Annotated in this window: 21 protein-coding genes and 1 other RNA gene; 12 read left to right on the top strand and 10 right to left on the bottom strand. The window is 68.9% G+C overall.

The genetic code is table 11. The features are described 5' to 3' along the window. Nucleotides 1-229: 229 nt before the first annotated feature. Complete coding sequence (locus tag BLT59_RS21630; protein WP_091785274.1) at nt 230-499, top strand: GCG_CRPN prefix-to-repeats domain-containing protein; 270 nt, start codon at nt 230-232, stop codon at nt 497-499. A gap of 270 nt (nt 500-769) precedes the next feature. On the opposite strand, the gene BLT59_RS21625 is transcribed toward BLT59_RS21630, so the two are convergent. Beyond that, nucleotides 770-979, bottom strand: coding sequence for a hypothetical protein (locus BLT59_RS21625; protein WP_091785271.1), 210 nt, complete (start codon nt 977-979; stop codon nt 770-772). 210 nt (nt 980-1189) lie between these two features. Between BLT59_RS21625 and BLT59_RS21620 the strand changes: the two genes are divergently transcribed. Continuing rightward, nucleotides 1190-2104 carry a manganese catalase family protein gene (locus BLT59_RS21620; protein ID WP_063111887.1) on the top strand — a complete coding sequence of 305 codons (915 nt, stop codon included), beginning with the start codon at nt 1190-1192 and terminating at the stop codon, nt 2102-2104. A gap of 79 nt (nt 2105-2183) precedes the next feature. Here the strand turns inward: BLT59_RS21620 and BLT59_RS21615 are convergent, their stop codons facing one another. Together BLT59_RS21615 and BLT59_RS21610 are read right to left on the bottom strand one after the other, a co-directional pair. Then, the gene (locus BLT59_RS21615; protein WP_091785268.1) at nt 2184-2471 is read right to left on the bottom strand and encodes a hypothetical protein; all 288 of its coding nucleotides are present in this window, start codon (nt 2469-2471) and stop codon (nt 2184-2186) included. An 86-nt stretch (nt 2472-2557) separates the two neighbouring features. Beyond that, nucleotides 2558-2743 carry a hypothetical protein gene (locus tag BLT59_RS21610; protein ID WP_091785265.1) on the bottom strand — a complete coding sequence of 62 codons (186 nt, stop codon included), beginning with the start codon at nt 2741-2743 and terminating at the stop codon, nt 2558-2560. Between the two features lie 155 nt (nt 2744-2898). Here BLT59_RS21610 and BLT59_RS21605 point away from each other — a divergent pair, with 155 nt between their 5' ends. After that, the gene (locus BLT59_RS21605) at nt 2899-3429 is read left to right on the top strand and encodes a DUF2059 domain-containing protein (RefSeq protein WP_091785573.1); all 531 of its coding nucleotides are present in this window, start codon (nt 2899-2901) and stop codon (nt 3427-3429) included. Between the two features lie 148 nt (nt 3430-3577). Here BLT59_RS21605 and BLT59_RS21600 read toward each other — a convergent pair whose 3' ends face one another. Together BLT59_RS21600 and ssrA are read right to left on the bottom strand one after the other, a co-directional pair. After that, entirely contained in the window at nt 3578-3871 is a 294-nt protein-coding gene (locus tag BLT59_RS21600) for a hypothetical protein (protein ID WP_091785262.1), read from the bottom strand. Between the two features lie 84 nt (nt 3872-3955). Beyond that, nucleotides 3956-4333: a transfer-messenger RNA gene (ssrA, locus tag BLT59_RS21595) on the bottom strand. 301 nt (nt 4334-4634) lie between these two features. Here ssrA and BLT59_RS21590 point away from each other — a divergent pair. Further along, nucleotides 4635-4883, top strand: a complete 249-nt coding sequence (locus BLT59_RS21590) for a DUF6894 family protein (protein WP_091785259.1) — start codon at nt 4635-4637, stop codon at nt 4881-4883. A 370-nt stretch (nt 4884-5253) separates the two neighbouring features. On the opposite strand, the gene BLT59_RS21580 is transcribed toward BLT59_RS21590, so the two are convergent. Beyond that, complete coding sequence (locus tag BLT59_RS21580) at nt 5254-5544, bottom strand: hypothetical protein (RefSeq protein WP_091785253.1); 291 nt, start codon at nt 5542-5544, stop codon at nt 5254-5256. Between the two features lie 255 nt (nt 5545-5799). Then, on the bottom strand, nt 5800-6078 hold the full coding sequence (locus tag BLT59_RS21575; RefSeq protein WP_091785249.1) for a hypothetical protein: 279 nt from the start codon (nt 6076-6078) through the stop codon (nt 5800-5802). Nucleotides 6079-6292: 214 nt separating this feature from the next. Here BLT59_RS21575 and BLT59_RS21570 point away from each other — a divergent pair, with 214 nt between their 5' ends. Together BLT59_RS21570 and BLT59_RS21560 are read left to right on the top strand one after the other, a co-directional pair. Next, nucleotides 6293-6502 (top strand): cold-shock protein, encoded by a 210-nt coding sequence (locus tag BLT59_RS21570; RefSeq protein ID WP_091785246.1) that lies wholly within the window; start codon nt 6293-6295, stop codon nt 6500-6502. 695 nt (nt 6503-7197) lie between these two features. Further along, entirely contained in the window at nt 7198-7473 is a 276-nt protein-coding gene (locus tag BLT59_RS21560; protein WP_091785243.1) for a hypothetical protein, read from the top strand. Nucleotides 7474-7521: 48 nt separating this feature from the next. On the opposite strand, the gene BLT59_RS21555 is transcribed toward BLT59_RS21560, so the two are convergent. Next, entirely contained in the window at nt 7522-7920 is a 399-nt protein-coding gene (locus tag BLT59_RS21555) for a TIGR02300 family protein (protein WP_091785240.1), read from the bottom strand. Between the two features lie 286 nt (nt 7921-8206). Between BLT59_RS21555 and BLT59_RS21550 the strand changes: the two genes are divergently transcribed. The 4 genes from BLT59_RS21550 to BLT59_RS21535 all read left to right on the top strand — a co-directional run bounded on the left by BLT59_RS21550 (nt 8207) and on the right by BLT59_RS21535 (nt 11295). Further along, nucleotides 8207-8896 (top strand): hypothetical protein, encoded by a 690-nt coding sequence (locus BLT59_RS21550; RefSeq protein ID WP_091785237.1) that lies wholly within the window; start codon nt 8207-8209, stop codon nt 8894-8896. A 119-nt stretch (nt 8897-9015) separates the two neighbouring features. After that, the gene (locus BLT59_RS21545) at nt 9016-9435 is read left to right on the top strand and encodes a CopG family transcriptional regulator (protein ID WP_091785570.1); all 420 of its coding nucleotides are present in this window, start codon (nt 9016-9018) and stop codon (nt 9433-9435) included. A 73-nt stretch (nt 9436-9508) separates the two neighbouring features. Continuing rightward, entirely contained in the window at nt 9509-10765 is a 1257-nt protein-coding gene (locus tag BLT59_RS21540) for an extracellular catalytic domain type 1 short-chain-length polyhydroxyalkanoate depolymerase (protein WP_091785234.1), read from the top strand. 263 nt (nt 10766-11028) lie between these two features. Continuing rightward, nucleotides 11029-11295: a hypothetical protein gene (locus BLT59_RS21535; protein ID WP_244514097.1), complete on the top strand. Its 267-nt coding sequence runs from the start codon at nt 11029-11031 to the stop codon at nt 11293-11295. A gap of 365 nt (nt 11296-11660) precedes the next feature. Here the strand turns inward: BLT59_RS21535 and BLT59_RS21525 are convergent, their stop codons facing one another. Then, nucleotides 11661-11843, bottom strand: a complete 183-nt coding sequence (locus BLT59_RS21525; RefSeq protein ID WP_244514096.1) for a hypothetical protein — start codon at nt 11841-11843, stop codon at nt 11661-11663. An 86-nt stretch (nt 11844-11929) separates the two neighbouring features. Further along, nucleotides 11930-13249: a lipopolysaccharide biosynthesis protein RfbH gene (gene rfbH / locus BLT59_RS21520; RefSeq protein WP_091785227.1), complete on the bottom strand. Its 1320-nt coding sequence runs from the start codon at nt 13247-13249 to the stop codon at nt 11930-11932. A gap of 290 nt (nt 13250-13539) precedes the next feature. Between rfbH and BLT59_RS21515 the strand changes: the two genes are divergently transcribed. Both BLT59_RS21515 and BLT59_RS21510 read left to right on the top strand, forming a co-directional pair. Further along, nucleotides 13540-14439 (top strand): CatB-related O-acetyltransferase, encoded by a 900-nt coding sequence (locus tag BLT59_RS21515; protein WP_091785224.1) that lies wholly within the window; start codon nt 13540-13542, stop codon nt 14437-14439. Nucleotides 14440-14598: 159 nt separating this feature from the next. Then, the coding region (locus tag BLT59_RS21510; protein WP_139174094.1) for a helix-turn-helix domain-containing protein at nt 14599-14837 on the top strand (239 nt) is incomplete at its 3' end.

The raw sequence follows: 14837 nt of genomic DNA, 5'->3' as shown, positions 1-14837 counted from the left end.
GAATATTAGACTGGTGGCTGCCGCGAGGCCGTGTGCCGCCGCACGCCCGCACTGAACGAGCCCGGCACGGCGTCGCCCGACGCGGCGGACGGCAGGTGGGACCGCTCTTAAGGAAAGGCTCCTCCATCCCGCGCAATCGAAGCGATAGCGGACACCGCGCCTTCAGCGGGGCTCGGTATTCAGGCCCTGCCGACGGTGTTCGGCTCGGCCAAAACTTGGAGAGCGGTTGATGCTCAAGTCTCTTGCTGCCGCGGCGCTGCTCGCCGTCGGGATGGCGGCGCCGGCCTCGGCGCTGCCCGTCGCTGGCTCGCCTCTCCCCGCCCCGCAGGACGGGTTGATCCAGCAGGTCTATGGCGGCTGCGGGCCCTACGGCCATCGCGGCCCCTATGGCGGGTGCCGCTCGGGTGGTCAGTGGGGCGGGTATGTCGGGCGAGCCTGTCCCCGCGGCTTCCATCTCGGACGCGGCGGGCGACGCTGCTGGCCGAACCGGTATTGGTAGGCGCGTCGACCGGAAGAGGTACGGTCCCCGGCCTGGCACCTGTGGCCCGGCCGTGACACTGGCCGAAGACCACCTGTGGATGGCGCGAAGCGCCCTCGATCCGTCAAGGTTCAGGGGCGCATGAGGAACCGTCCCGTCGAGTCCGGCTTGCCATGTTCGCCAATCCTCACGCCTTCGTTCGCCATCATCGCGAGCGCCTCGCCGTGCTCCTCTCCTCGGCCCTGTTCCTGGCCGGCGCGCTGCCGCTGTTCTGGGCCATCGCCTGACCCGTCAGGCGCGCCGACCGTTCCGCGCCTCCAGGCGCTCCGCCTCGGCCCGCCAAGCGTCGCGCTCCATCCGGAGATCCTCGACCCGCGCGTGGAGCTGCCCGGCGTCGACGGCACTCTCCATGAGCATGTCCTGCGCCGCGATCAGTTGCGCGCGCAGCTCGGCATTCTCGACCGTCAGGGTCAGCAGGACCACGGCCACGTCATCACCCATGCCAGCACCCGCTTTGCCGCCTCAGGGACGTGGCTGGTAGGGCCCGTCGGGTTACGACGTCGGAAAGGATGGCGGCGCAGGGGGCCTGCCGGCGCCGCTATCCACAGCGGGATCGCAGCGCCCGCCCGGACGGTGCCGCGCCGCGGCAGGAACAATCATCCTCCCGAACAGATGCCGTGTTGCGCACCCCGCGCGAACGGAGCTGCCCGCATGTTCATGAAGCTCGACCGCCTTCAGGCCGAACTGCCACAGCCGAAAAAGCCCGATCCGAACGCGGCGGCCGCGCTGCAGGAGCTTCTCGGCGGCAAGTACGGTGAGATGTCCACCCTCGGAAACTACATGTTTCAGAGCTTCAATTTCCGCAACAAATCGAAGCTGCGGCCCTTCTACAGCCTGGTCTCGAGCATCTTCGCGGAGGAACTCGGGCATGTGGAGCTGGTCTCGACCGGGATCGCCATGCTCAACAACGGCCCCGGTGACGACACCGAGGAGGTCGATGTCTCGAAGGCGCCGTTCCACGACATGCAGGACATCCGGCTCGCCGGCAGCTTCCTGAGCAACGGCGGCGGCGCCACGCCCATCAATTCCAACGCGCAGTCCTGGAACGTCGACATGGTCACGACGACGGGCAACATCATCATCGACCTGCTCCACAACTTCCACCTGGAATGCGGCGCGCGCCTGCACAAGCTGCGCGTCTACGAGACCCTGAAGGATCCGACCGGGCGCGAGGTCTGCGGCTATCTCCTGGTCCGCGGCTCGGTCCACGCCCATGCCTACGCGCTGGCGCTCAAGAAGCTGACCGGTGTCGAGATCGAGAAGATGTTGCCCACCCCGAACATCGTCCTCGACAAGATCCCGGAATGCCAGAAGTACCTGCAGGAGGGCTCGCACCGGCGGCTCTACCGCTTCAGCCCCGACGACTACAAGGAAGCGGCGGGCGTCTGGTCGAACGACGAGGTCGCCCTGCCCGGCGATCCGCCCGGCAACCTGGAGGTGGTCGACGGACTGCCCGAAGGCGGCAAGATCCCGGAACTCGACGGCAATTACGGCGCCTTCGCGCCGAACTACGCGCCGGAGGAGATCTTCGAGATCGCCAGCAAGCTCTACAAGAAGAGCCGCTGAGCGGGCGGCGACGGGCCTGGCAGCGCCCCGCGATCTCGGATCCGCGGGGCGCGAGAAGCTTCGAAGAGGCGTGAAGAGGCTACCGGCCGCTCGGGGCCGCGCCGCTGCCGGTGGCGCCGTTGCCCGTCCCGCTCCCGGCAGGCGCTCCCGGCGTGCTGACGGGCGGGCCGCCGCTCGTCCCGGGACTGGTGCCCGTGCTGATCGCACCGCTCCCGGCCCCCATCGATGTCTCGGAATTGCTCTTCACGGAGCCGGGATTGTTCATGTTGCCCTCGGCGCTTCCGCGTCCGGCGGCCGTCTGGCCAATCGCCGCACCCGAGATGGCAAGCGTGATGGCGGCAGCCATGGTCAGTGTCTTCATCGACATGGACGTTCCTCCAGACAGATCGATTTGATCAGTCACGAGGCAAACTTCACCGGACCCGACATCGTTCATCGAGGTCCTCCTGTTGATCATTGAAGATCCCGCTGGTGTCCCAGTCGGATCGCCAGGATCAGCGCGCCGGGCCAGAAGATGAGGCTGAGCAGGAGGATGGGGCCGACACGCCGCCCCTTCCACCAGACGATGAGGACAGGCAGGAGCAGGACCGGAAGCGCCACGGCGAGGAAGGCCCAGAATCCGAGGTCGACCGCGTCCATCTCTCGTCCTCACCGCTTCGCCTCGGCCGGCGGCCCAAGGCCGCCATGTGGGGCCGCCATGCAGGACCGCCACCGTCACCGATCCTGCGCGCGACTGTGCTAGCAACGCGCTGGCCGCGCCCGTGCGGGGCACGGTGGTCGTGACTGAGGTCATCATGCGTCTCTCCGTTCTTCTCGTCGGCTTGTGTCTCGGCGTCGTCCTGCCTGAATCAGGGCTCGCGCAATCGGCTCAGCAGCCCGCAACCGCGCCGGATCCGGCTCTGCTGAAGGTTGCCCGGGAGACGGTCGCGCAGATGCAGGGTGACCGGACCGCAACCCTCAGCTCCATGTCCGCACCCCTGGTCGGCATGATGCAGCAGATCGGCATCAAGGAGCCCGAGAAGGCGCAGGTCCTCGTCCAGGAGGTCGTGATGCCGACCCTGACCGCGCATTACGACGACCTGCTCGATATCCAGGCCCGCGGTTTCGCGACGGTGCTGGGCAAGGACGACCTGCAGGCGATCGCTGCGTTCTATGCCACGCCGGCCGGCAAGCATCTCGCCGCAGCCCAGCCGCAACTCGCCCAGATCCAGCTCGCGGGCATGCAGCAATGGATGCAGTCGGTGATGCCCGAGATACAGGGCAAGCTCACCAAGGCGATCCAGGCTCACGGCTGGGCGCCGGGCGGTCAGGCAAAGCCGCGCTGAGCCGCGCACCGGGCACACCGGGGCGGCCGGCCCCGGTGTGCCCGGTGGCCCCCGCGCTCTGAGGGGTCGGCCCGGACGTGTCGCGCGAACGGGCGGTCCCGCTCAATCCGACGCGGGGTCCGATTCCGCGGTACTCCGGTGAGCGCTCCTAGTCCCGTCGCGCCTCGGTGCTCGCGCGCTCGACCACGGCGCGTAACGCCCCGCTGCCTTCCATCGCAAACCACGCGCGCAGCATCTTGGAGGTTTCGGGTGTGTCGTCCGGCCGCTCGCGGAACAGGCCGGCGTAGCGGGCCAGCTCACGCTCCACGAACATGTCGAGATAGGCCGCACCGCGGGTCCGTGCGAGATCGGCGAGGGCGTCTTCGAGAACGCGCTGCATCATCTCGCCGACCATGGCCGAGACGTAGACGGCCTCAGCGCTTCCCTGCTCGGGCTCGTTCAAGCAACTCTCCAGCCTGCCCAGCTGCAACCCTGATCCATAACGGGCAGGATAAATTAAGATGGGCCCCGAGGCCGAAGCCTCGGGTTCTGTTGCTAGGCGTGCCCACGCCCCGGAAGATTACGCCGCGAGGCGCATCTCCATGCCGACGTTGTCGTTGGCATTTAGAGTTTTGGTCAGGTGCTCGGAACGGGGGTTGCCCGCGCCGAACCGGTCGAGTCCTTACCGAAAGCCGCATCTTATCCTGCCGAGGCAGGACAGAACTCGCGATCCCTTTACCGCCCAGTCGAACCTGTTTCGCCCCCATCAGAAGCACCCTGGCAGCGCGCAATCCGCAACGCCGGACGCGCGCCCTCGTCCCCGTGCGGTATCCGGGGCAGGATGCTTCTGGTGGAGGCGCCGGGTACCGCCCCCGGGTCCTGAAGCGTTATTATGAACCGGTCATCAACCTCGCGGACATTCTACGCTGAAAGCGATGCGCGGGTCCACTGGTCAGGCGGCGAGTCCCGCCGGTTTCGGCGGGCGCGGCATTCTCGTGCCTGCGGGTGCGCGACGCGACCAGCGTCAGCGTCCGCACGGCCACCCTGCACGGCGCAGGGCCGTGGATCGGGGCCGACAGGCCGCCGCGGGAACAGCCGCACGACAAAGATCGCCCGGATCGGCGGGCGAGGCCGTCTGTGATCCGAACCGTCCGCGGGCGAACAGAGCCGGCGTTTCTGATCCGGATGAGCGCCACAGGGGGGCGGGCTGGATCACGGAGGCGTGGGTGCCACGCCGCTTCTTCGACATTCACGACGGCCGGTCGCCGCGCGAGGGAAGCGGAACGGCGTGCACCGATCTCGAAGCCGCATGCAGGGAAGCGATGATCGCGCGCCCCGACGTCGCGCGCAGGGAGATCCCGAGTGACGGCGACAGGCAAACCGACACGGTGATCGTCCGCGATGAGGCCCGTGTCCCCGTCTACACCGCGACGCTGACATTCACCGGGCTGCGTTCGGGTGAAGCCGCCCGGTAGGGTCAGCCCGCGCCGCGTCTCCGGTCCGCGGACGTCGACCCTTGCAGGCTTCGACTGCCGCGCATGTGCGGCTGGACGATCGGCACGCGCCCGCCCGGGATGGCGCCGAGCCCGATGTCCCCGTCTTCATCCTCCCCTCCGCCCCCATTGCCGTCGGGGACGATGGAAGGGGCCTGACCGAGCTCCTGCGCGATGAGGGGGGCCGCGCCCGGGTGAGCGCGTTCAAGCGCCAGCCCGATCTGGCGAGGCCGGCGCACGCGTGCCGCGCGAGCCGGCCTGTCAGCCGAACGTCCGATTGATCTCGGGTGAGATCGGACCCTGCCCCGCCCCGCGAACAGATCGGAGCGGGGCCGAGATGCGAGCGCCTGGCTCAGTACCAATCATCGTCATCGGCCGGCGATCCGGGCGGGAGCGGGCCATCGCCCATCACGCCAGGATCACCGTAGTTGAAGGGAGGTCCGTCGAAGCCGACGACGCCGTCGGGGTTGTCCGGCGTCACGTTGGGGTCGACTTGCAGCGCGGGATCGTCGCGCCCGAGGCGCTGGTCGAGGCGATCCATGCGCTTGAGATCCCGTTGGATCGGGATGTCCTGCTGCGCCTGCGCGATGGTCGCGTGGCTCATCAAGCCGAACAACAAAGTAGCCAGGATCCAGCGCGGCATTTCGATAGTCCTTCCCCTTCAGGTGCTCTCCTGAAGCTGGTGCATACTGTGGGCGCAACACGCCGCCTAGCATTGTAGCCGGTCATCGCTAACCGTATCTCTACGTCCGCCAGCGCCGCGCCGCCTCCGACCGGTCGTCCGGCGTCGCCGCCGGGTGCGACCAGATCAGGAGCCTCGCCGTACCGGTCTCCCGTCCCGACGCATCCTCGGTGACGCGGACGAACGCGCTGGCCTGCGACCCTCTCGGCCCCGCCTTCACGGCTCGATCGTCGGCTCATCCTCGAGCAGCTTGATCTTGGTGGCGACCGGCCCGTCCCGGGGATCGACATGCGCGACGAAGCGCGCCCGCGCCCACAATTCGACCCGGGCTCCGTCGCTCAGGTGATAAGCCCGTTCCAGGGCCTCCGCATCGTCGGCGGCCGTGATCGGTATGGTCGAGCTGACGCTGCCATCCGGTGCGAAACGGTAGGCGCGATAGGGCGAGATCGTGCAGGTTGCGCGCCGGTCGGCTGGAAAGCTCACGACGTCTGCCATTGCCCCGCCTGTCCGTTCCAGGCGACGACGCGGGCCCCGAGCCGCCAGAGCCCGAGGCAGTCGCTCCGCCGAGACCGGTATCCTGCGCCTCCAGGGGCCGCAAAGATAGCCCGGATGATCAGCAACCTGCACATCGCACGGAACGGTCGGCCGTCACAGCCGGTTCGACCGTCAGGCCCGCCGCGTTGGCGAGCCGACGACCAGGGTTATTGCAATGGCTACCGGTACCGTGAAGTGGTTCAACGAGACCAAGGGCTACGGCTTCATCCAGCCGGATGACGGCGGCAAGGACGTGTTCGTCCACATTTCGGCCGTCGAGCGCTCCGGGATGCGCAATCTTATCGAGGGGCAGAAGATCTCCTACGACGTCGAGAACGACCGTCGCAGCGGCAAAGAGAGCGCTGCCAACCTGAAGAGCGCCTGAGGCTCCTGGTCCGGGCGGACGGTGAGCCCGCGTCTTCGCGCTGCGGCCGACCGGATCCGCCTCTCGTCAGCTCCGCGAGCCACGTTGCGTATCGGCTCGCGCCTGTGAACCGGACGCATTCCGCGGCGGCTTCCGCCGCGGACCTCCGCGCGCCGGGGTCTCCGGGCCCCGGCTCATCGCGACCGCGTCCCGGTCGGAGGCCTTCCACACCGGCAGCGATCCCTCCCGCACGAACATGGCGAAGGCCTCGACCACCTCCCACCGATCGAAAGCCTGCGCCCCGTTCACGGCGCGACCCACGATGCAGGCCTGGTCGGGAGCCTCTGCGACGGGCGGTCGGCTCTCCAGCGAGAACATGACGCCCGACCGGTCCGGCCTGAGCGCATCCGGCAGGGCGCCGATCTTGCGCCACAGGCAGTCCCAGCGCGCGCAGGTCTCGGGACGCAGGCTGTAGATCCCGCACCCGGTTCCGGTGTTGTGGCCGCACAGGAGGCCCGCAGGCTTGTCGAGCGCCTTGATCTCCAGAATCCGGCAGCAGACCGTACACGGACCGCAGGATCGGTCCGGGGCGCGCTCGGCATCGAAACGTGGCGGCGTCGGACGGGATTCGTCCCGCTCACGGAAATCCTTGCTGATGGGACGGCCTTCGATGTTACAATGTTGCGCGTCGGGGCGCGGGGTGTAGAACGTCGCGGATGTCGGATGATGCCACGCTCTGGGACCTCGTGACCGCCGAGCGGATCGCGATCGAGGATGTCGGGACAGCGATCGACGCCTATCTCGCCGACCCGGCCACGCGGGCGCACCCGATCGGGCCGGATCACGTCTTCGATCTGGCCGCAGCCGTCGCGGCGCATGCCCTCGCACCCGCCACGATGGTCAACGTCGACGCCAACGAGCCGTCGCGCCGCATGGCGATCCGCGCCGCCCTGCTCATGGCCAGACCCATGACCCGGTTGGGCCCTCACTGACCGCGTTTCCGGGACCGCGCCGCCCCGGGGCGGCGCGATCAGGGACCCCTACTCGTCGTCGTCGTCGTTGACCTCCACGAGATCCGTGGTGTCATCGTCGTCGTCCTCATCGACCACGAGGGTGTCGTCCTCGACCGAATCGTCCTCGTCATCGATATCGAGAGCGTCATCGCCCTCGGTCTCCGTGTCGGTATCCTTGTCGGCTTCCTCGGCCTCGACCTCGTCGAGGGACACGAGTTCCGGACCCTCCGTCTCATCCTCTTCGTCCGCCGGCGCTTCCTTGCGCGCGACCACGGGGGCCGCCGCCCTGGTGGAGTAGGAGGTTGCCACCGCGGTCGGGACGACCTCGCCCGAATACGGCGAGATCACCGGGTTCTTGTTCAGATCGTAGAATTTCTTGCCCGTGGTCGGGCAGATCCGCTTCGTGCCGAGGTCGGGACGCGCCACTGCAGCTCTCCATGGGTGCGTTCAGCGCGGGATCGCCAATGCACTTTGACAGGCGTCTACCACAGGCGGCGGCGTTTGCCCCCTGCTTTGCATCCGTGCCGCTCACGTCACGAGCGCGGCCACGCACGGGGACGACCGGAACGACCCGATAGCGCGGTCTCGGCTACCGCCCGGCAGCCGAGACCGGCATGCCGAGGGCCCTGCGCCTGTCGGCGGGCACAGCCTGCGAGACCCTGCGGCGGGCGCCGGTTGCGGGCGCTGTGAGATCGCCGTATCGGCGGCGGCGATGCCCGGCCGAACCCTCAGCACCGTCTGGTCCGACAGCCTCTTTGCCGATGTCAGCGCCCAGCTCCCGCTCTTCGAGGACCTGCCGCCCGACACGATCGACCGGCTCTCCGCCTCCGGATTCGGCCGCGGCTTGCTGACAGCCTCCTTGCGGGCCCGTCTGCGCAAGGCCGGGTATCGGGATCTCGGTCATCTCGCCCAGTCTGCGCCGGAGGCGATCGCCAGGATCCGGAAATTCGGCCCGATCCGGGTCGACCGCGTCCAGACCTTCATCCTTGACGAGATCGCGCGCTGGCTGCCGGAAGGCCGCGCGCGGCACGGCACCGAGGCCACCGACGCGCGCAGGCTCGGCCGGCTGCGCGCGATCCCGGTCGAGCGCCTGCCTCTGGATGCCGATCAGATCGCCGCCCTCCGCCTCGGCGGCGAATCCTGTGCCGCTTTGGCCATCCGGTCGCGCCGCGAGCTCCTCGGCAGCGGGTTCGTGACGTCCAGCGATCTGGACCGGGTCGTCGCGACGCTCGCCACCATCCTGCGCCCGCCCGCCCCGCCATCCGCCGAGGTCGCCCGGGACGCGCCGGAATCCGACGGCGAGACGCTTGCGGCTCGCCGTGCCGCCCGCCTCGCCGAGCAGGACCGCGAATGGGACGAGGCGGCGCCGGCCGGAGGCCGGGATCGGGCCGGCACGGTCTGAATCCCGCGCCCGTACGGAGCCGCGCCCGAGCGGAGGGCCTTCCCAGACGTGGCCCTTGCAATGCCCCTTCCGCAGACCATCTGTATACCATCCCGTTGGATGGTCAGGAGATGGATCGCGTGGCCAACACCGTGCCGGAGCTGCGGCCCAAACTGCCCGACAGCGAGAAGATCACGCTCAATCTCGGCTACGTCGATCTCGGCCATATCGACCTGATGGTCCGGGACGGCTTCTACGCCAACCGCGCGGACTTCATCCGCACCGCCGTGCGCAACCAGATCGAGCGCCAGGGCGAGGCTGTCCGGCAATCCGTTGCCCGCAAGCAGCTCAGCCTCGGCCTGTCGCACTACACGAAGCAGGCCCTCGAGGCGGCGCGCGATGCCGGGGCGCCGCTGCATATCCAGGTGCTGGGGCTCGCCAGCATCGCCCTCGACGTGACGCCCGAACTCGCGCGCGCCGCCATCGCCTCGGTCGAGGTGCTCGGCGCCTTCCAGGCCAGCCCCGCGGTCAAGGCGGCGCTCGCCGACCGCACGCTCTGACGCCCACCGACTCTCCCATGCCGACGCAGCGGGCATCCCGCCGCGGTCGATCCTCGCTCTCAGGACCCGCCCCATGAACCGCTTCTCGAAGACGGCCTTCTCGCCCTTCGCCTTCCCGAAGGCCGACCCGGCCCGCGCCGCCCGCGTGATGGACACGATGGCCCAGCTCCGGACACAGCAGGCGGCGGCCTTTGCCTCCTGGACAGAGGCGAGCCGGAATGCCGCGGGGGTGCGCTCCGGGGACGAGGCCGGAATCCTCGATCTCGCCGCCCCCTCCACGCCGGGAGGGGCGTGGGCAGCGCCGGAGGCCGGAGCGGACAGCCAGGCGGACGTTCACCCCGCCCCCGGGCCGGACGGCAACGTGGCGGAGTCCATCCTGCGCACGATCCAGGAGACGCTCGCGCGGGCGGGCGCCGGAACGGGGCTCGGCGGCGGGCGCGGCGCCGCGCCCCCTGCCCCGGCCTCGCTCCCGGAGGGGGCACGCTTCGAGACACGCACCTTCAACAGCGCGTCCGGGAGCCGGAACTACAAGGTCTACGTCCCGAGCGGCTATGCCGGCCAGGCGCTCCCGGTCGTGGTGATGCTGCACGGCTGCACGCAGAACCCGGACGACTTCGCCGCGGGCACGCGGATGAACGCGGTCGCCGAGGAGCAAACCGTCCTGGTGGTGTATCCGGAGCAGCCGCGCTCGGCCAACATGCAGCGGTGCTGGAACTGGTACGAGCCCGGCGACCAGCGGCGCGAGGGCGGCGAGCCCGCCCTGATCGCCGGCATCGCGCGTCAGGTCGTCGCGGAATTCTCGGCCGATCCGGGCCGGGTCTACGCCGCAGGATTGTCGGCCGGCGGCGCCGCCGCCGCGATCCTGGCCTCGACCTACCCCGACCTGTTCGCCGCGGTGGGCGTGCATTCAGGGCTGGCCTGCGGTTCGGCGCGGGACATGCCGTCGGCCTTCGCCGCCATGAAGGGGGACGGCGCGAATCCGGAGTCGCGACGGCATGCCGTGCCGCTCATCGTGTTCCACGGTGACGGTGATCGGACCGTGAACGCCTCGAACGGCGATCACGTGGTCGCGCAGGGCCCATCCGGCCCGGAACTCCGCACCGCCGTGACCGAGGGCCGGACGCGGGACGGCGTCGCCTATACCCGCACCGTCCGGACGGACGCGTCCGGTCGCGCGGTGGTGGAGCAGTGGGTCCTCCACGGGGCCGGCCACGCGTGGTCGGGCGGCAGCGCGGCCGGCTCGTTCACCGACCCGCGCGGCCCCGATGCCAGCCGGGAGATGGTCCGGTTCTTCCTGGCCCATGCGCAAACGGCCGGTGCCCGACAGTGAAGGCGGCGGATGTCGCGGCCTCCCCTCGAGCGAGGCTGCTTCCGGATCTCCCCGCGACGCCGAGCGTTCGGTCATCGTTCGCGGGGCTTGGAAGCCCGCACCGTCTGCGGCAACGGAGTTGTACCGCCAACGCATGGCTTGCTCGCCAGGGTTGCTTGTGAAACCGTGAGCGTCCGAGACCCGGGAAGGCGACGGATGCTCCGCACCGAGCTTTCGAAGACGAAGCGCGATCTGAGATGACGGCTGGCGATCCGCCCAACAAGATGGCTGAAGTTGCCGGACTGGCGGCCGCGATCGCCGATCACATTCTCAGCCAGCATCAGGCGGGGACCACGATCCCGCCGGAGCAGTTCAGGATGCTGGTGAGCGCCGCCCGGATGCTCCTGGACAACGGCGTGGCGTGGCCGCCGTCGGTGACATACCTCGTGATGGAAGTCGCTCGGCGGGTCGAGGAGGCCGAGCCGCCGCCCAGGGGCGACGAGGTCGTGGCGCAGCTGACCCAGGCGCTCGACGCGGCGCGGCCCTCCTGAGGCGGACCGTCACGCGGCGGGGCGCCGATTTTCCGCGGGATCGGCGCCATATATGGGTCCTATGCCCACACTCGGCCTCAAGCTCCCGCTCCGGATCTGCGTCCTCGAGAATGCCGCTTGCGTCGAAGATGCCAGCGGCCGGCGCACCGGCTACGTCTACTGGGACGAGGGCCGGCCGGGGGGGCGGCGACAGGCCCTTCACCCGCGCCGAGGCCATCGAGCAGGTCCGGATTATCGCGGGCGCCTGGGCCGGTGCTCTGGTCCACAGCGGCACCCTCGACACAGGCCCGGCACCCGAGCCGGGTGCCGCCGCCGCCGAGCCGTCTCCAGAGGGCTGACCGCTCCTGGCGCCGCGGGCATCTCCGCTACGGGCCGGCGCCGCTCGCGCACGAGACCGGCGCGCCCGGACCCGAGCTCGTCGCGGAGGCCGCGACGGTGGCGGCGATCCAGTCGCCGTCGCTGGTCCCGGAAACCCGGCACTCCCGCGCCATGGCCCGCACCTGGCGGCGCCAGAGCCGGAGGCGGAGGGCGTGGATGAGGTCGTACATGGTCGGCCCCGCGCTGTCGCTCTCGCCGATGTGGTGCGGGCGCGCGGTCCGCTCAAGCGCAGGCCCCGCCACGCCGCCGTAGGCCGTCAGTCGGCGCCGAGTTCCCGCGTCACCGCCGCCAGCGTGTCGGCCATGTAGTCGAGCATCGGATCCGTCAGGCCGGGCCAGACGCCGATCCAGAAGCTGTCGCGCATGATCTTGTCGGTGTGGGTCAGCGCGGCGTGAACCCTGTAGGTCACGTCCCGGAAGGCGGGCTGCCGGGTCAGGTTGCCGGCGAACAGCAGCCGTGTCCCCACGCGCCTCTCTTCCAGACGCGCGACGAGGGCGTTCCGATCGATGCCGGCCTCGTCCCGCACCGTCAGGAGATAGCCGAACCAGCTGGGCTCCGAGCCCGGGGTCGCCCGCGGCAGATGGAAGAGCCGGTCGAGCCCGCGCTCCCGCAGGCGCCGCTCCAGGCCGGCGAAGTTCTCGCGGCGGCGCGCCACGAAATGGTCGAGCTTGGTCAGCTGGCTCACCCCCAGGGCGGCCTGCATGTCGCTGACCTTCAGATTATAGCCGATGTGAGAGTACGTGTACTTGTGATCGTAGCCGCGGGGCAGGTCACCGAGTTTCCAGCCGAAGCGGTTGCCGCAGGTGTTGTCGGTGCCGGGCTTGCAGTAGCAGTCCCGCCCCCAGTCCCGGAACGACTCGACGATCTTGGCGAGCGGGCCCTTGTCCATCAGCACCGCGCCGCCCTCGCCAGTGGTGATGTGGTGGGCCGGATAGAAGCTCAGGGTGGCGACGTCGCCGAAGGTCCCGACCCCCTGCCCGCCGATGGTGGCGCCGAACGCGTCGCAGCAATCCTCCACCAGCCAGAGGCCGTGGCGGCGGCAGATCTCGGCCACCCGGACCACGTCGAAGGGGTTCCCGAGCGAGTGCGCGATCATCACCGCGCGGGTCTTCGGCGTCACCGCCGCCTCGAGCAGGTCGACATCGACGTTGTGCGTCTCGACGTCGACGTCGACGAAGACCGGCACGCAGCCGTGCTGCACGATCGGCGCAACGGTGGTCGGGAAGCCCGCCGCGACGGTGATCACCTCGTCGCCCGGCCGCAGGCGGCGCGCGCCGTGCTTCGGCGAGGTCAGCGCCGCGAAGGCCAGGAGGTTGGCGGCCGAGCCCGAGACAGTCAGCCGCGCATGCTTCCGTCCGAACGCCGCCGCGAGCTCCCGCTCGAACCGGTCGGCGTAGCGCCCCGCCGTCAGCCACATGTCGAGGGAGGCGTCGATCAAGTGGGCGCAATCCTCCGCGTCCATGACCTTGCCGGAGGGCGGGATGTAGGTCTCGCCCGGCACAAAGGCCGGCTTCCCCCGGGCCTCGAAATGCGCCCGGGCGAGGCTTAGAATCTCGGTGCGCAGGGCGTCGATCATCAGATTAGAAACCACGCTTCCGTGAAATTTCTTGATTTCTTGGGTTGTGTCTGTGTCCGATGCTGTTCAATATCCGTCCTCAACGGCTGAAACGTTGCCATTTTTCGGTGTTGACTAAATTTCTCGCCCTGCCCTTTACTGACCCAGGAGCGTTCTGTTTTGCAGGTCCGGGGACCATTTGCAACACAGGCTTTCCCTCCAGATTGACAGCATCGGTGTCGCGCAGGACAATGACTTTCCGGGCAGGGGCGCCGTACGCTCGGCTGCGCCGCGAAGCGAAAGTTAAGTGATTGACCGCGCCCTACTCGCCCTTCAAAGACCTGACGCAGGCGGAAAAAGAGATCGCCGTGTCGGACGCGCAGAAAAAGATTGACGCGCGCGATTTTGCCGGGGCCGTGAATTTGCTCCAGGCTATCAACTGGAAAAATCCGCTCGACAACCAGCTTCATCAACCTCTCTGTATCGTTTACGACATCTATTGTCAGCATCTTGAGGCCAACGACCTGCTCGACGAGCATGAGGACGTGATCCGAGCCGCGCTAGCCGCACCGACGGTCACTTTGAAGACGGTCGAGATCGCCAGAAATTATTTCTCCAAGAAGAGAAACATCGCGTTCCAAGAGCACGTCATTCACCCGAGAATGTTCGTCGGACAATACACCTACGGCACGCCCAACGTGCGCAGCTGGGGCGCGGCCGCCTGTATCTTCATCGATAGATTCTCGTCCATTGCGAGCGATGTCTTCCTACTCACGGACGGCAACCATAGCATGGACACCGTCACGACCTACCCGTTCTTCAGCCCGCCCTGGACGAAGTCGCCGGTATCGGCCGAGCGCGCGGACTCTCTACCGAGTTCCAAGGGCGACATCGTCATAGGGCCCGACGTGTGGATCGGCTTCGGCGCGACGATCATGTCGGGCGTCACGGTCGGTGTCGGCTCGGTCATCGCGGCGAAATCCGTCGTGACAAAGAGCGTGCCGCCCTACAGCGTTGTCGCCGGCAATCCGGCGCGGGTGACGAAGACGCGATTCGCGGCCGACCTCGTCGAGGAGCTCGTCGAGACGCGCTGGTGGACGTGGTCGGACGAGGTCGTGAACGAGCATCTTCCGCTGATCATGTCCAAAGAGACGGGGGCCTTCGTCGAGGCTGCGCGCCGCGTGAATGCCCTGCGGCCCCAGGCCGACTGAACGACCGACCGCCAGCCTGCGGGGATCGCGGGCTCGCAGCGGTGGGCTTCTGCGCCCGTCCCGGAGCAGGGACCCGTGATTCCTCTTCCGCGTCGAGGGGCTAGTGCAGTGACGCGGACGGAGGATTCACGCAGGCGGTGAGGCGTGCGAGTCTGGGCCATGGCTCAGACGGTATGCGTTCTTCTCGATGCGAGCGACGCGGCACGGCTGGCTGCGATCGCCAGCGACCGCTCTCGCCCGCTCAAACATATCCAGCGCGCCCGCATCGTCTTGCTCTCGGCCGAGCGCCTGAGTGTCCAGGACGTCGCCCGGCGAGCGGGCGTCAGCCGTCCGGCCGTGTGGCGCTGGCAGCGGCGCTACGCCGAGGCGGGCGTCGAGGGTCTGCTGCGCGACAAGAC

The organism is Methylobacterium sp. UNC378MF (assembly GCF_900103195.1).
Lineage (GTDB): Bacteria > Pseudomonadota > Alphaproteobacteria > Rhizobiales > Beijerinckiaceae > Methylobacterium.
Note: the sequence above shows the minus strand (reverse complement) of the source record. Positions and strands in the feature narration are given on the sequence as shown.

Coding starts and splice junctions, on each gene's coding strand:
- BLT59_RS21535 (WP_244514097.1), top strand. CDS start 11,029: ATGGCTGAAGTTGCCGGACTGGCGGCCGCGATCGCCGATCACATTCTC.
- BLT59_RS21570 (WP_091785246.1), top strand. CDS start 6,293: ATGGCTACCGGTACCGTGAAGTGGTTCAACGAGACCAAGGGCTACGGC.
- BLT59_RS21610 (WP_091785265.1), bottom strand. CDS start 2,743: ATGGACGCGGTCGACCTCGGATTCTGGGCCTTCCTCGCCGTGGCGCTT.
- BLT59_RS21625 (WP_091785271.1), bottom strand. CDS start 979: ATGGGTGATGACGTGGCCGTGGTCCTGCTGACCCTGACGGTCGAGAAT.
- BLT59_RS21615 (WP_091785268.1), bottom strand. CDS start 2,471: ATGTCGATGAAGACACTGACCATGGCTGCCGCCATCACGCTTGCCATC.
- BLT59_RS21540 (WP_091785234.1), top strand. CDS start 9,509: ATGAACCGCTTCTCGAAGACGGCCTTCTCGCCCTTCGCCTTCCCGAAG.
- BLT59_RS21630 (WP_091785274.1), top strand. CDS start 230: ATGCTCAAGTCTCTTGCTGCCGCGGCGCTGCTCGCCGTCGGGATGGCG.
- BLT59_RS21580 (WP_091785253.1), bottom strand. CDS start 5,544: ATGCCGCGCTGGATCCTGGCTACTTTGTTGTTCGGCTTGATGAGCCAC.
- BLT59_RS21605 (WP_091785573.1), top strand. CDS start 2,899: ATGCGTCTCTCCGTTCTTCTCGTCGGCTTGTGTCTCGGCGTCGTCCTG.
- BLT59_RS21525 (WP_244514096.1), bottom strand. CDS start 11,843: ATGTACGACCTCATCCACGCCCTCCGCCTCCGGCTCTGGCGCCGCCAG.
- BLT59_RS21560 (WP_091785243.1), top strand. CDS start 7,198: ATGTCGGATGATGCCACGCTCTGGGACCTCGTGACCGCCGAGCGGATC.
- BLT59_RS21620 (WP_063111887.1), top strand. CDS start 1,190: ATGTTCATGAAGCTCGACCGCCTTCAGGCCGAACTGCCACAGCCGAAA.
- BLT59_RS21550 (WP_091785237.1), top strand. CDS start 8,207: ATGCCCGGCCGAACCCTCAGCACCGTCTGGTCCGACAGCCTCTTTGCC.
- BLT59_RS21575 (WP_091785249.1), bottom strand. CDS start 6,078: ATGGCAGACGTCGTGAGCTTTCCAGCCGACCGGCGCGCAACCTGCACG.
- rfbH (WP_091785227.1), bottom strand. CDS start 13,249: ATGATCGACGCCCTGCGCACCGAGATTCTAAGCCTCGCCCGGGCGCAT.